This window comes from Micromonospora sp. NBC_00860 (assembly GCF_045207375.1).
GTDB lineage: Bacteria > Actinomycetota > Actinomycetes > Mycobacteriales > Micromonosporaceae > Micromonospora > Micromonospora vinacea.
Genome location: NZ_CP108825.1, coordinates 4847578 through 4860291, shown reverse-complemented (window position 1 = coordinate 4860291; position 12714 = coordinate 4847578). Strand labels below are relative to the sequence as shown.

Genomic DNA, 12714 nt, shown 5'->3' with positions numbered 1-12714 from the left:
GTCCGGCCCATCCGGTCGCACATCCTGGCCAAAAGGCTTTTTCCACCAACGAATGCCTGAACCTGATATGAAGCAGCGGTGGACGCCACGAAGCTGCGCCGAGCCATCGCCCGTACCCCACTCGCACCCGTCGCCGCATTTCCCAAGCGCCTCGCCCGGGTCGCCCGCCACGACGCCAAGGTATTGCGCGCCTCGGCCCGGTGGTTGGTCACCTCCCGTGAACATCACAACTACACGTACGAGCTGACCAAACTCAGCCGCCACCACCTGACCTGGTTCGTCAGCGTCGTCTGCGACATCCCGGTCCAGCAGGCCCGTGGCTACGTCGCCGAAATCGAGTCCGACGACGTGCTGCGACACCACATCGAGCAGGCCACCGCCACAGCCGCCCGCCGTGGCCTCGCCGACAAGAAGGTCCGCTACGCCCGACGCGTCGGCTGGTACGCGATCGTCCGGGCCACCCACCCCACGCACGTGGTGGAAACCGGCGTGGACAAGGGGTTGGGCACCTGCGTCCTCGCGTCCGCCCTGCTGCGCAACGCACAGGAGGGGCACCCGGGCCGGGTCACCTCGCTGGACATCAACCCCGAGGCCGGCTACCTCGCCCAGGTCGCACCGTGGTCGAACGTCGTCGACCTGGTGATCGGCGACTCGATCGCCTCGATCGGCGCGCTGGACCGCCCGGTCGACCTGTTCCTGCACGACAGCGACCACAGCCGTGCCCACGAGAAGCGTGAGTTCGACGCCGTGGAGCCCCAGCTCGCCCCCGGCGCCATCCTGCTCACCGACAACGTCACCAGCACCAACGTGCTCGCCGAGCACGCCGAACGCACCGGCCGGCGGTTCCTCGCCTACCGGGAGAGCCCGGCCAACCACTGGTACCCGGGCGACGGGATCGGCGTGGCATGGTAGCCGGGTGCGGCTGACCTCGATTCACACGTACCCCATCAAGGGTTGTCACCGGCTCGACCACGACGGCGCGTTCGTGCACCAGTGGGGCCTGGCCGGCGACCGACGCTGGATGGTCGTGGACGCCGACGGCGTCGGCGTCACCCAACGGGAAACGACCCGGCTCGTCGGCCTGCGCGCCTCGGTGCGCCCCGGGGGTCTGTGGCTGCGCGCCGACGGGCAACCCGACCTCGACGTGCCAGAACCGGCCGTCGGTGAACCCGTCGCGGTGCGAACCTTCCGCAGCCGCACGTTCCCGGTGCCCGCGCTGCCGGCCGGCCAGGCGGCCGACGACTGGCTCGGCGCCCTGCTCGGCCGGCCGGTCCGGCTGGTCTGGCTGGCCCAGCCGACCCGTCACCTGGCCGCCGGGACCCGCGAACACGACACCGGTGACCAGGTCAGTTTCGCCGACGCCTACCCGGTGCTGCTGGCCAACGCCGCCTCCCTCGACGGCCTCAACGACTGGCTGGCCGAGGCGGGGGAGGAACCGGTGCCGATGACCCGGTTCCGACCCAACCTGGTGGTCAGCGGTGCGCCGGCCTGGGCCGAGGACGACTGGGTCGGTCGACCGCTGCGCATCGGCGACCGACTGTTCCGGGCCGCCGGACCGTGCGACCGCTGCCTGGTGACCACCACTGACCAGGAGACCGGGGTACGCACCAAAGAGCCACTGCGCACCCTCGGGCGGCACCGCAACGTCAAGCAGAAACTCCTCTTCGGACTGAACCTGGTGCCACTCGACAGTGGACCCCTGGCCGTCGACGCCCCGATCGTTCTCGCGCCCTGACCGACACACCGACCGGCAAACCCGCACCCGGCGGTCACCGTCCGTCGATGCTGTCTTAGCTTTGGCTTAGCCCGCTTGTCCGTACGCGCCCAGGTCCGGCAGCATCGCCGTCGTGACGGACGGAAGCGCTGTCGACATCAACATCGACCTGGACCACCCTCCAGAGGACCGGCCCGCGCCGCCGTCCGGTGCGAAGCCCTGGCTTATCGCCGCCGGCGTCACAGTCCTCGCGGCGACGCTGGGGCTCACCCTCACCCTGCGTTCCGGCTCCACCCCGGCCTGCGCCGCCGGCCGGACGCTCGCCGCCGCCCCGCCCACCGGCAACGCCACACACAGCGGCAAGGCCACCTTCTACGACTCCAAGGGCGCCGGCGGCAACTGCTCCAACCCGGCGGCCCCGGCCAACCGGCTCTACGTCGCGCTCGGTCCGACGGAATACTCCGCCGGTGCCGCCTGCGGCGGATTCCTCGACGTCGTCGGCCCGAAGGGCACCGTCCGGGTGCTCATCATGGACCAGTGCCCGGAGTGCGAGCCCGGCCACCTCGACCTGTCCCGCGAGGCGTTCGCCCGGATCGCCGATCCGGTCCAGGGCCTCGTGCCGGTCACCTACCGTGCTGTGGTCAACCCGCCGCTGCCCGGACCACTCACCTTCCGGATCAAGGAGGGCGCGTCGCAGTGGTGGTTCGCCGTGCGCGTCGGCAACCACGGCAACCCGCTGCGGTCCGTCGAGGTCCGGCAGGGTGACAGCGACCCCTGGCAGTCGGCCGCCCGGCAGGACTACAACTACTGGCTGATCGCCTCTGGCGCCGGGCCGGGCCCGTTCACCCTCCGGGTCACCGACGTGTACGGCAACCGGGCCACCGTCGCCGGCATTCGGATGGCACCGGGCAAGGTGCAGAACAGCACGGTCCGGATGTACACACCGGGCGGCGGGGCGGGCACTCGACGTCCGTCCGCGTCGACCCGGCCACCGAGCAACCGACCCGCCGTCACGCCGACGCCGACCCGTCGCCCGGTCGAGGTGGCCAGGACGAGCCAGCCGGCCACCGACCCGCCGACCACCAGCTCGGCCCGGGCGAACGCCCGGTGGTGCGCGGGCTGACCGCTCAGTCGGCCACCGTCAGATCGAGCCACATCAGAATCTCGTCCCGGTCGTCATCGGGGGCAACCCGCAACGCGCCCGGCAGCCGGCCGATCTCCCGGTACCCGAGGCGACCGTAGAACTTGTCCAACCCCAGGCCGTCGCGCACCGTGACGTGCAGCGCCTCGTGGCCGAACGCCCTGCCCAGCCGGGCGGCCTCCACCATCAGCGCCGAGCCGTAGCCGGTGCCCTGGGTGTCTGGACGGACCATCACCCGCTTCACCACACACCAGTGCGCCTTGAGTGGGAACCGGTTGTCACCGAAGATCAACATGGCCGCCAGTCGGTCCCCGGAGTAGCCGACGAGCAGGCGGTCCGGTCCGTCGGCGATACCGGCGAAGGTCGGATCGGCGGTGCCGTGCACATCGGCGGCGGTGACCGGAGGCACGAAACCGACAGCGCCGCCGGCGTTGCTGACGTCCACCCAGAGGTCGACGATCTCGGCACGCAGCTGCGGGGTCAGGTCGGGGTCGAGGACGAAGCGCAGACTCACGCTCGCCATCCTGACCCGATGACCAGGCCCAAGACCCGCGACAGTGACGCGTCCGACAACCAGGCCCGCGACAGTGACGAGCCCGAGCGCCGCGCGCCGGCACTCGGTGCGTGTTGACCTGTGCGGGAGAGGGGATTCGAACCCCCACATCCTTCCGGATACAGGTTCCTAAGACCTGCGCGGCTGCCGTTACGCCACTCCCGCCAACTCCCTGAGTTTAGAGTGTCTGGCTTCGGCGGTGTTGAGCCCGGCCTCCTTGAGGATGGTGGAGATCGTGCCGTGACCAACTCGGCATCCGCCGCCAGGCAGATTGCGGAGAATGCCGGACAGTCGCTTCGGTCCGACATCCGGGTGCGCCAGTGCCTGTTCTATTACCGCGTCGCGATGAGCCATCGAACGCCAACTGCGGCTCGGGCGCGGCTTCAACACGCCATCCTGCTCCAGCCTTCGCCGAACCTTGTGCAGGTACGCCGGGGTCCAGCCCCACTGTCGTGCCGCCTCCAGGGCCGTCACCTGCTGTGCGTCGACCCGACCGAACAGGTCGACGAGTTCCGCACGGGTGGCCGGTCGGCGATCGGAGCCGGCCGTCCCGCCGTAGCGTCCCTCCCCATCGGTCGGCGGCGCGAGGATGGGGAGGTCGGAGGCCGATTTTCCCCGCCCGGCGTAGGTCGCGGTCTGGCTGTGACAGTTCGGGCAGAGGAGCCGCAGGTTCGGGGGCCGGTTGTCGAGGAAGTCCCCGTTGATGTGGTCGACGTGCAGGATGAGGGACGCGCCTCGCCACACCGGCCCTGTCCCACACCCCTCGCACTCCTCCGGCACGCCGAGGGTGCCCAGCGCCCACTTCAACCGCGCGCCGGGCGTCCGGCGGGACCCGTTAGGTCGCACAACCAGGAGCTGGGCCGATGTGATGCGCCGTTCGCCGCTGCGGCCCTTGTTGTGTGCCTGCCTCGTGAAGTGCGACGTGTCGATGCCGAAGCGCTTGAGCTGCCGGCTGATGTGAGCGTGTGAGCCACCGCTGACGCGTACGCCGAGCAGCCGCATCACTTCGGTGATGTTGCGGGCGACGGCGGCAGCGGCGGCCAGCGCTTCGGGTGTGTACTTGTATCGGACCACTGACGGACCGTAGCGATCCGGTGCGACAGTCAGTCCAGGCCGAGGTCGCGGCGGAGCTTGGCGACGTGCCCGGTGGCCTTGACGTTGTAGAGCGCCCGCTCGACCTTGCCGTCGGCGTCGATCACGAACGTCGAGCGGATCACGCCGGTGACGGTCTTGCCGTAGAGCTGCTTCTCGCCGTACGCGCCGTAGGCGGTCAGCACGGCCTTGTCCGGGTCCGACACCAGCGGGAAGGTGATGGCGTCGCGCTCGCGGAACTTCGCCAGCTTCTCCGGCTTGTCCGGGGAGATGCCGACGACCTCGTAGCCGGCGGCCTGGAGTGAGGCGAGTGAGTCGCGGAAGTCGCAGGCCTGCTTGGTGCAGCCGGGGGTCATCGCGGCCGGGTAGGCGTACAGGACGACCTTGCGTCCTCGCAGGTCGGCGAGGGAGAGCTGGTCGCCGGTGTCGGTGGCGAGGGTGAACTCGGGCGCGGGGTCACCGGGGGAGAGGCGGTCGGGCGAGGTCATGGCCCCGACCCTACCGCCGAGCCGCTGAGCGCCGTCGCCGACGAGACGCGTCGCGGCGGGCGGCGCGTCGGCGCTTGGTCACCGGGAGGCGGTCGGGCTGAGCCTGCCGCTGGGAGTGATCAAGCCCATGCGTTGTTGCCAGAGTCTGGCAACAACGATGGTTGGGAAATAAGCTGACCCACGCCGGCCCGGTCGGGCCTGCTGACGCGTGGGAGGTCGCGTGGAGACACTGGCGATGCACATCTCGAACGGGATCATCGACGGTCCTGTGGCAGCGATCTTCGCTGCGCTCGCTCTTGCCGCGCTCACCGCCTGCGTCCTGCGCGGTCGGCGCGACCTGGACGACCGGCTGGCCCCGATGGCCGGCCTGGTGGCGGCGTTCATCTTCGCCGTCCAGATGCTCAACTTCCCGATCTTCACGGCCGGTGTCAGTGGCCACCTGCTCGGTGGCGCGCTCGCCGCCATGCTGGTCGGCCCGTGGGTCGGCGCGCTCTGCGTGGCCGTGGTGCTTGTCGTACAGGCACTGATCTTCGGCGACGGCGGCGTGGCGATGCTCGGCCTCAACATCACGAACATGGCGTTGCTCGGCACCGCCGCGGCATACGCGCTGATCGCGCTGCTGTTGCGGGTGCTGCCCCGCACACGGGCCGGTCTGGCAGTGACCGCGTTCGTCGCCGCGACGATCAGCGTGGTGGTGGCGTCGCAGGGCTTCGTCCTGCAGTACTGGCTGGGTGGCACCACCGACCTGGGCAACAACCTGGGTGGGCTGGCCGGCACGATGGCCGGCGTCCACCTGCTGATCGGCATCGGCGAGGGCCTGATCACCGCGACCACGGTGCTCACCGTCGCGAAGGTGCGCCCCGACCTGGTGTACGCGCTGCGCTCCCTGCGCACGCCCGCCGCCCCCGCCGCCCCCGCTGTCCCGGTCGCCGGAGGTGCCCGATGAAGAACCGTTCCTGGGCCTTCCTGGCCGGCGGCCTGCTGGTCGCCCTGCTGCTCGCCGGTGTGGTGAGCAACTACGCCTCGTCCCACCCGGACGGGTTGGACTCGTCACTGCTCAAGGGCTGCACCGTCGACGCCGACGACACCATCGTCGGGGGGAGCTGCCCGGCCCAGCAGGCCCGCGACCACGAGTTGGCCGACAGCCCGCTCGCCGACTACGGCGTACGGGGCGTCCGGAACAGCTTCGTCTCCACCGGCCTCTCCGGGGTGCTCGGGGTGCTTGTCACCTTCGCGATCGGGGCCGGCGGGTTCTGGCTGCTGCGCCGCCGGGGCACGACGCCGACCGACGGCACCACGTCGATCGACGGCACCACGCCGACCGACGGCATCACGACGGCGCCCGACGACGTCCGGCGCCGCGCCGATGCGGCCAGCTGAGCAGGGGTACGCGTAGATGGGTGCCGGTCACGGGCACGTGCTGTACCGCGAGTCGGACTCGCCGGTGCACCGGCTCCCGCCCGAGGTCAAGATCGCGGCGATGGTGGTCTTCACGATCGCCGTGGTGGCCACTCCGCGCGAGGCGTTCTGGGCCTTCGGCGCGTACGCCGTGCTGGTGGCGGTGGTGGCGGCGCTGGCCCGGGTGGGGCCACGGTGGTTGCTCAGCCGAGCGTTGATCGAGCTGCCGTTCGTGCTGTTCGCCGTCGCCCTGCCGTTCCTGGGCAGCGGCGACCGGGTCGAGGTGCTGGGCCTGCGGCTGTCCGAGGACGGGCTGCACGGCGCGTGGAACATCCTGGCGAAGGGCACCCTGGGGGTGCTCGTGTCGCTGCTGCTCGCGGCGACCACCACCACCCGGGACCTGATCGTGGGGTTGGACCGGCTGCACTGCCCGCAGGTGCTCACCCAGATCGCCACGTTCATGCTGCGCTACCTCGACGTGCTGGTCGGCGAGGCGCGGCGGATGCGGGTGGCCCGGATCTCCCGGGGCGACGACCCGCGCTTCCTGTGGCAGCTGCGCGGCTTCGCCGCCGGGATCGGGGCGTTGTTCCTGCGCGCCTTCGAGCGCGGCGAGCGGGTCTATCTGGCGATGCTGTCCCGGGGTTACACCGGGCGGATGCCCGCCGTGTGGCAGGGCGAGGGTGCGGCGAGCGCCGGTCAGTGGCTGGTCGCGGCGACAGTGCCGGTGTTGGCGGCCTCCATCGCCGCCACCGCCGTCGTGCTGTCATGATCGGTGTCGTGCAGACCGCTGTCTCGCTGGACGTTCGGGGTGTTCGTTACGCGTACCCGGACGGGCACGTCGCCCTGCGGGGGGTCGACCTGAACGTGCCGCGGGGCGACCGGGTGGCGCTGCTCGGGCCCAACGGCGCCGGTAAGACCACTCTGGTGCTGCACCTCAACGGCATCCTCACCCCGACCGAGGGCAGCGTGAGCGTCGGCGGGCTGACTGTCACCCCGGACCGGCCCACCCTGGCCGAGGTACGCCGTCGGGTGGGCATCGTCTTCCAGGACCCGGACGACCAGTTGTTCCTGCCCACGGTGGCGGAGGACGTGGCGTTCGGGCCGGCGAACCTGGGTCTGCGCGGGGCCGAGCTGGCCGCCCGGGTGGACGAGGCGCTCGCCGCGGTGGGGATGGGTGAGCACCGGGACCGGGCCCCGCAGCACCTGTCGTTCGGGCAGCGCCGCCGGGTGGCGGTGGCCACAGTGCTCGCCATGCACCCGGAGATCCTGGTGCTCGACGAGCCGTCGTCGAACCTGGACCCGGCGGCCCGTCGGGAACTCGCCGAGATCCTGCGCGGCCTGCCGGTGACCCTGCTGATGGTCACGCACGACCTGCCGTACGCGGCGGAGCTGTGCGAGCGCTCGGTGATCCTGGACAACGGCCGGATCGTCGCCGACGCCCCCACCCACACCCTGCTCAACGACGCCCCACTGCTGGCGAGACACCGCCTGGAACTGCCCTACGGCTTCACCCCGCAGCCGTAGACCCACTCTCGGCGGCCTCGACCCGTGGTGCCGCCGCGGTGGCGCGGGAGGCGGCGTGCAGGCGCAGGATGCCGGCGGCTGTCGTGCCGGCGCCGGTGATCAGGAAGAGCGCCACCATCACCCGGGCCGCCGCGGGTGACCAGGGCACGGGGGCGATGGCGTTGGCGAACACGGCGGCGTTCGCCGCTCCGGCGAAGAGCGCCAGGCAGGCACCGGCCAGCGCGACCACGAAGTCCGCACCCGGGCGGCGGCTCAGCGCGTACCAACCGGCGGCGATCGCGCCGACGCCGGTGAGCAGGGACCAGATCTGCCCGGACAGCAGCCCGACCAGCACCCCACCCACGCCCTGAGCGCCCGCGTCCAGTTCCCGTCCCACCGGGTACGCGACGGCCAGCGCGCCGCCGACGATCAGCGACACGCCCAGCGCGGAGAGCGCGCGGGCGCCGGCCGGGGCGGTGGCGGCGAGCAGGCCGAGCGCGCCCACCGCGAGCAGCCCCACGATGGTCACCGCCCACCAGGTGTACGCGTCCGGCGGCGGCACCCAGTCCAGCGTTCCGCCGATCACCACCGGGTCGGTGCCGTCGCGCAGCGGGATGGTCCAGTCCCGGACCCGGTGCTCGCGGTCCGGCGCGGCGCGTACCGCGGCCGGTGGCGCCGCCTCCTGCCACAAAGCGCGTTGGTCGTGCCACCTGGCTGTGGTGCCGTCGGCGATCCGCCGCCAGGACGGCGCGGCGGCCGGGTCGGCGTCGGCGGGGAGCGCGGTGTCCCCGGCGATGGTGCGGTTCAGGTACGTGGCGGGGGAGTGGCTGTTCTCGAAGACCCCGTCCGGGCCGACGCGCAGGTACGGCTCGCCGGAGTAGCCGATGACCTCGATGGCGCGGCCGGTGCGGTTGGTCAGCTCCAGTCGGGCACCCGCCTCGATGACGCGTACCTCAAGCCCTGGCCGCGCCGGTGCGACCCCTGTGGTGCGGGTGCGGTAGTCGGTGCCGTCCGGCGCGTCCGCGCCGTGCGCGGCGGCGGGCGCCGCGCTGGTCACTGTCACCAGGCCGGCTGCGGCGACGACCAGGCCGGCACGGCCCAGCAGGGTACGGATCACTTGCCGGCCGCCGCCACGGCTGCGGTGAGAGCGTCCGGGGTGGGGTTCTCGAGGGGCTGACCATTGATCTTGACGGTCGGCGTGCCGGTGACGTTGCTCCGGCCGGCGTCGTCGGTGACGTGCTCGGTCCAGGTCCGGTACGTCTTGTCCTTCACGCAGCTGCCGAAGGAGCCCCGGTCGAGGCCCACGCTGGTGCCGATGTCGATGAGCTTGTCGTCGGTGAGCCCGGCGCTGCCCTCCGGCGGCTGCTCGGCGAAGAGCGCCTTCGCGTACTCGTGGTACTTGCCGCCCGCCGCGGCGCAGCCGGAGGCGGCCGAGGAGCGGGTGGAGTACTCGGTGGTGGAGAAACGGTTGAGGAACGCGACCGGGTGGTAGACCACAGTCGCCTTGTTCTCGGCCACCAGTTGTTCGAGCGTCGACCCGCTGGTCTGCTCGAACTGCTTGCAGGCCGGGCAGAGGAAGTCCTCGTAGACGTCGATGGTGACCGGGCCGCCGCCGGTGACGATGCCGGTGCCGGCCGCGTTGGCCCCGGGTGGGGTGGTGAAGTCGTCGGAGCGCTGGCTGGACCAGACGGCCCAACCGATGACGCCGGCGACGACCAGGACGACGACCGCGGCGGCGGAGACCCAGATCGTGCGGCGGCGGCGCCGCTCGCGCGCCAACTGCTCGCGGACCACCCGGGCGGCGTCCCGCTGCCCCTTGCGACTACTCATCCTCGTCCTCCACAACGGGTTCGCCGGACAACCACCCGTCCACCGATACCGGCGTACGCGGCCAGACCAGCAGAAAACCGGCCAGAACCAAGAATCCCAGGTCCCGGAGGATCTCCGGGAGGTAACTGGGGGCCTGCCCCGCCGCCAGTTGCCCGCCGCTGCCGAAGCAACCGCAGTCGATGGCCAGCCCACGCGCCCAGGCCGAGGCGATCCCCGCGATGAAGACCACCAGCAGTGCGGCGGACACGCCGGCGACGAGCCGGGTGGCCAGCCCGAGCAGCAGCAGCACGCCCAACGCCAACTCGACGAAGGGCAGGGCCGCGCCGATCACTGTCGCCACGTCGTACGGCAGCACCTGGTACGCGTTGACCGCCCGCCCGGAGGCGGCGAGATCACTGACCTTCGACGCGCCGGCGACCAGCCAGACGGCGGCGAGGCCGAGCCGGGCCGCGATGCCGAGCCAGGGGCGGACCACTGGCCAACGGCCGCCCCGGGTGGAAGGTGCTCTCACGCTCATTTGTCGTCCCGTCCGCGCCGGAAGTTCCAGGGTTCAGCCGGCCAGGGCGTCGCCGACCGCCTCGACCAGGTCGTCACGGGCCCGGGCGACCCGGGACCGGATGGTGCCCACCGGCACCCCCTCGACGGCGGCGGCCTCGGCGTACGACAGGCCGAGCAGTTGGGTGAGCACGAACGCGGAGCGCCGCTCGGGGCCGAGGCGGCGGACCAGGTCGGCGGCACCGAACTGGCCGGCCGGGTCCGGGTGCGGACGGTCGGTGTACGCGTTCGCCGCCAGGCGCTCGTCGAGTCGACGACGCCGGACGACAGTGCGGAGGTGGTCGGCGCAGGCCCGCCGGGCGATGCCGAGCAGCCAGGTGCGGGCGCTGGAGCGCCCCTCGAACGCGGGCAGGGCCCGAAACGCCCGCAGGTAGGTCTCCTGGGTCAGGTCGTCGGCGCTGTCCGGGTCGACCAGGGCGGCGGCGAACCGCCAGACCTCGGCCTGGGTCAGCCGGACGAACGCCGCCTGGGCGGTGGGGTCACCGTCCCGGGCGGTCAGCGCCCACTCGGTTGCCGGGTCCCGGGCGACCTCGTCGACCGGCTCCGCCGGACCGGCGGCACCGGAGTCACGCGGGACAGGGATCACGACAGACCAGGTTACGCGGCTGACGGCGGGGCGACAGGGTCGTTCGGCCCTTGGATGGTCTGCGCCACGTCGGGAACTTTTCCCCGAACCGGGCCGACTACCAGTTCATGACGTGCGACCACAGAAGCGACCACCCCCCTCGGGTCGCCGAATGGGACACCCATCGGCGACCATGGCCGGCATGACTGTCGCCCCCCGCCGCTGGGCTGCCCGGCTGGCCGCAGCCGCCGGCCTCCTGGTCACCGTCGTCGCCTTGTTGATCGCGCCAGCCACCTCCGCCAGCGCCCACGCGGTGCTGGAGAGCAGCAGTCCGGCCGCCGCGTCCATCGTGCCGAGCGGGCCGTCCGAGGTGGTTCTCACGTTCAGCGAGGCGGTCCGCAAGGTGCCCGGCAAGATCCGGGTCATCGCGCCGGACGGCTCCCGGGCCGACCGGGGCGAACCGTCGTTCAGCAGCACTGTCGTGACCATCCCGGTGGATCCGGCCGGCGCCCGTGGCACCTACCTGGTCAGCTTCCGGGTGATCTCCGCCGACAGTCACCCGGTCTCCGGGGCGTTCACCTACTCGGTCGGCGCTCCCTCGACCCCACCCGTCGACTCGGGCACTGACAGCCGCGCCAACCCGGTGGTGGAGACGGCGGTGAAGGTGGCCCGCTTCCTCGGCTACGCCGGCCTGGTGCTGCTGGTGGGGCCGGCGCTGGTGCTCGCCGCGCTCTGGCCGCGACGGCTCTCCCGGCGGGGGCCGACCCGGCTGGCCTGGACGGGCCTCGGTCTGGTGGCCGTCGCCACCCTCGCCGACCTGTGGTTGCAGGTGCCCTACACGGCCGGTGGTGGTCTCTTCGACGTCACCGGCGAGGGGTTCGGCACTGTGTTCGGCAGCGCCTTCGGTGCCGCCCACCTGGTCCGGCTCGGCCTGCTGGCGGCGTCCGTCTTCCTGCTCCGACCGCTGCTGGCCCGGCCCGCCGGCCGCGCGGACGCGATCATCCTGGCCGTCCTCGGCGGCGCCGCCCTGTTGACCTGGCCGCTGGCCGGGCACGCGGCGGCCTCCCCGGCGCCGGCGGTCTCCGTGGTGGTCGACGCGGTCCACCTGGGCAGCATGGCGGTCTGGCTGGGCGGTCTGCTCATGCTCGCCGTCTTCCTGCTGCGCCAGGCCGACGAGCGGGAGTTGGGCGCGATCCTGCCGATCTGGTCGCGCTGGGCGGCGCTCGCCGTCTCGGCGCTGCTGCTGGCCGGCACCGTCCAGGCGCTGATCGAGGTGGCCACCCTGCAGGCGCTCTTCGACACCACGTACGGGCGTCTGCTGCTCGCCAAGATCGCGCTGTTCGCACTGGTCATCGCCGTGGCCGCGTACTCCCGGCACCTGGTGCGCAGCCGGGTCGCGGCGCAACGCCCGGTGCCGGTGCGCCGGGCCGTCCTGGTGGAGTTGGTCGTCACCGTGGTGGTGCTGGCCGTGTCCGCCACGCTCGTGCAGACCACGCCCGCCCGCACCGCCGCGGCAACCCCCTCCGCCGGGGCCGAGGCCGGTCTCTTCAGTACCAGGCTGTCCAGCCCGCTGCTGACCGTCGAGGTCGAGGTGAGCCCGGCCGAGCGGGGCAACAACTCGGTGCACCTGTACGCGTACGGCAAGGACAACCAGCCACTGCTGGTCGCGGAGTGGAAGGCGACAGTGGCGCTGCCCTCGGCCGGGATCGAGCCGATCGAGGTGCCGTTGCTGCGGTTGACGGACAGTCACGCCTACGGCGACATCAGCCTGCCGACCGCCGGCGAGTGGCAACTGAAGATCACCGCCCGAACGACCGACATCGACCAGGCCACGGTGACCGCCACCGTGCCCATCCGTTAGGAAGGTTCGCGAAA

At 72.0% G+C, this 12714-nt stretch carries 15 protein-coding genes and 1 tRNA gene; 8 read left to right on the top strand and 8 right to left on the bottom strand.

The genetic code is table 11. From position 1 onward, the window contains the following. Nucleotides 1-78 precede the first annotated feature (78 nt). From OH804_RS22245 to OH804_RS22235, 3 genes are all read left to right on the top strand, one after another. Entirely contained in the window at nt 79-912 is an 834-nt protein-coding gene (locus OH804_RS22245) for a class I SAM-dependent methyltransferase (protein ID WP_196921359.1), read from the top strand. A 4-nt stretch (nt 913-916) separates the two neighbouring features. Further along, nucleotides 917-1735: an MOSC domain-containing protein gene (locus OH804_RS22240; RefSeq protein ID WP_406059268.1), complete on the top strand. Its 819-nt coding sequence runs from the start codon at nt 917-919 to the stop codon at nt 1733-1735. Nucleotides 1736-1847: 112 nt separating this feature from the next. Further along, a complete protein-coding gene (locus OH804_RS22235; RefSeq protein ID WP_406059266.1) occupies nt 1848-2837 on the top strand; it encodes an expansin EXLX1 family cellulose-binding protein in 990 nt (329 codons plus the stop codon). A 4-nt stretch (nt 2838-2841) separates the two neighbouring features. On the opposite strand, the gene OH804_RS22230 is transcribed toward OH804_RS22235, so the two are convergent. The 4 genes from OH804_RS22230 to bcp all read right to left on the bottom strand — a co-directional run bounded on the left by OH804_RS22230 (nt 2842) and on the right by bcp (nt 4988). After that, nucleotides 2842-3369 carry a GNAT family N-acetyltransferase gene (locus OH804_RS22230; protein WP_406059263.1) on the bottom strand — a complete coding sequence of 176 codons (528 nt, stop codon included), beginning with the start codon at nt 3367-3369 and terminating at the stop codon, nt 2842-2844. A gap of 121 nt (nt 3370-3490) precedes the next feature. Further along, nucleotides 3491-3573 (bottom strand) — tRNA-Leu (locus tag OH804_RS22225). After that, a complete protein-coding gene (locus OH804_RS22220) occupies nt 3559-4482 on the bottom strand; it encodes an HNH endonuclease (protein ID WP_406059261.1) in 924 nt (307 codons plus the stop codon). Before OH804_RS22220 ends, OH804_RS22225 begins: the two co-directional genes overlap by 15 nt. A gap of 29 nt (nt 4483-4511) precedes the next feature. Next, on the bottom strand, nt 4512-4988 hold the full coding sequence (gene bcp, locus OH804_RS22215) for a thioredoxin-dependent thiol peroxidase (RefSeq protein ID WP_124855233.1): 477 nt from the start codon (nt 4986-4988) through the stop codon (nt 4512-4514). 220 nt (nt 4989-5208) lie between these two features. Here bcp and OH804_RS22210 point away from each other — a divergent pair, with 220 nt between their 5' ends. The 4 genes from OH804_RS22210 to OH804_RS22195 are packed head-to-tail and all read left to right on the top strand — an operon-like array spanning nt 5209 to nt 7910. Then, nucleotides 5209-5934, top strand: coding sequence for an energy-coupling factor ABC transporter permease (locus OH804_RS22210; RefSeq protein WP_406059259.1), 726 nt, complete (start codon nt 5209-5211; stop codon nt 5932-5934). Beyond that, nucleotides 5931-6368 (top strand): PDGLE domain-containing protein, encoded by a 438-nt coding sequence (locus tag OH804_RS22205; protein ID WP_406059257.1) that lies wholly within the window; start codon nt 5931-5933, stop codon nt 6366-6368. Before OH804_RS22210 ends, OH804_RS22205 begins: the two co-directional genes overlap by 4 nt. 16 nt (nt 6369-6384) lie before the next feature. Further along, nucleotides 6385-7155 carry a cobalt ECF transporter T component CbiQ gene (gene cbiQ, locus OH804_RS22200; RefSeq protein ID WP_406059255.1) on the top strand — a complete coding sequence of 257 codons (771 nt, stop codon included), beginning with the start codon at nt 6385-6387 and terminating at the stop codon, nt 7153-7155. Then, a complete protein-coding gene (locus OH804_RS22195) occupies nt 7152-7910 on the top strand; it encodes an energy-coupling factor ABC transporter ATP-binding protein (RefSeq protein WP_406059253.1) in 759 nt (252 codons plus the stop codon). Before cbiQ ends, OH804_RS22195 begins: the two co-directional genes overlap by 4 nt. On the opposite strand, the gene OH804_RS22190 is transcribed toward OH804_RS22195, so the two are convergent. Genes OH804_RS22190 through OH804_RS22175 form a run of 4 tightly spaced genes read right to left on the bottom strand, consistent with a single transcriptional unit; the run spans nt 7894 to nt 10860 of the window. Further along, on the bottom strand, nt 7894-9006 hold the full coding sequence (locus tag OH804_RS22190; RefSeq protein WP_406059251.1) for a hypothetical protein: 1113 nt from the start codon (nt 9004-9006) through the stop codon (nt 7894-7896). The genes OH804_RS22195 and OH804_RS22190 overlap by 17 nt on opposite strands. Further along, complete coding sequence (locus tag OH804_RS22185) at nt 9003-9719, bottom strand: DsbA family protein (RefSeq protein WP_406059249.1); 717 nt, start codon at nt 9717-9719, stop codon at nt 9003-9005. The genes OH804_RS22190 and OH804_RS22185 overlap by 4 nt, the downstream gene beginning before the upstream one ends. Beyond that, nucleotides 9712-10236: a MauE/DoxX family redox-associated membrane protein gene (locus OH804_RS22180; RefSeq protein WP_406059247.1), complete on the bottom strand. Its 525-nt coding sequence runs from the start codon at nt 10234-10236 to the stop codon at nt 9712-9714. The genes OH804_RS22185 and OH804_RS22180 overlap by 8 nt, the downstream gene beginning before the upstream one ends. A 33-nt stretch (nt 10237-10269) precedes the next feature. After that, nucleotides 10270-10860 carry a sigma-70 family RNA polymerase sigma factor gene (locus OH804_RS22175; RefSeq protein ID WP_091393473.1) on the bottom strand — a complete coding sequence of 197 codons (591 nt, stop codon included), beginning with the start codon at nt 10858-10860 and terminating at the stop codon, nt 10270-10272. A 172-nt stretch (nt 10861-11032) separates the two neighbouring features. On the opposite strand from OH804_RS22175, the gene OH804_RS22170 reads away from it, so the two are divergent. Further along, the gene (locus OH804_RS22170) at nt 11033-12700 is read left to right on the top strand and encodes a copper resistance CopC/CopD family protein (RefSeq protein ID WP_406066624.1); all 1668 of its coding nucleotides are present in this window, start codon (nt 11033-11035) and stop codon (nt 12698-12700) included. Nucleotides 12701-12714 lie beyond the last annotated feature (14 nt).

Coding starts and splice junctions, on each gene's coding strand:
- cbiQ (WP_406059255.1), top strand. CDS start 6,385: ATGGGTGCCGGTCACGGGCACGTGCTGTACCGCGAGTCGGACTCGCCG.
- OH804_RS22195 (WP_406059253.1), top strand. CDS start 7,152: ATGATCGGTGTCGTGCAGACCGCTGTCTCGCTGGACGTTCGGGGTGTT.
- OH804_RS22205 (WP_406059257.1), top strand. CDS start 5,931: ATGAAGAACCGTTCCTGGGCCTTCCTGGCCGGCGGCCTGCTGGTCGCC.
- OH804_RS22185 (WP_406059249.1), bottom strand. CDS start 9,719: ATGAGTAGTCGCAAGGGGCAGCGGGACGCCGCCCGGGTGGTCCGCGAG.
- OH804_RS22180 (WP_406059247.1), bottom strand. CDS start 10,236: ATGAGCGTGAGAGCACCTTCCACCCGGGGCGGCCGTTGGCCAGTGGTC.
- OH804_RS22170 (WP_406066624.1), top strand. CDS start 11,033: ATGGCCGGCATGACTGTCGCCCCCCGCCGCTGGGCTGCCCGGCTGGCC.
- bcp (WP_124855233.1), bottom strand. CDS start 4,988: ATGACCTCGCCCGACCGCCTCTCCCCCGGTGACCCCGCGCCCGAGTTC.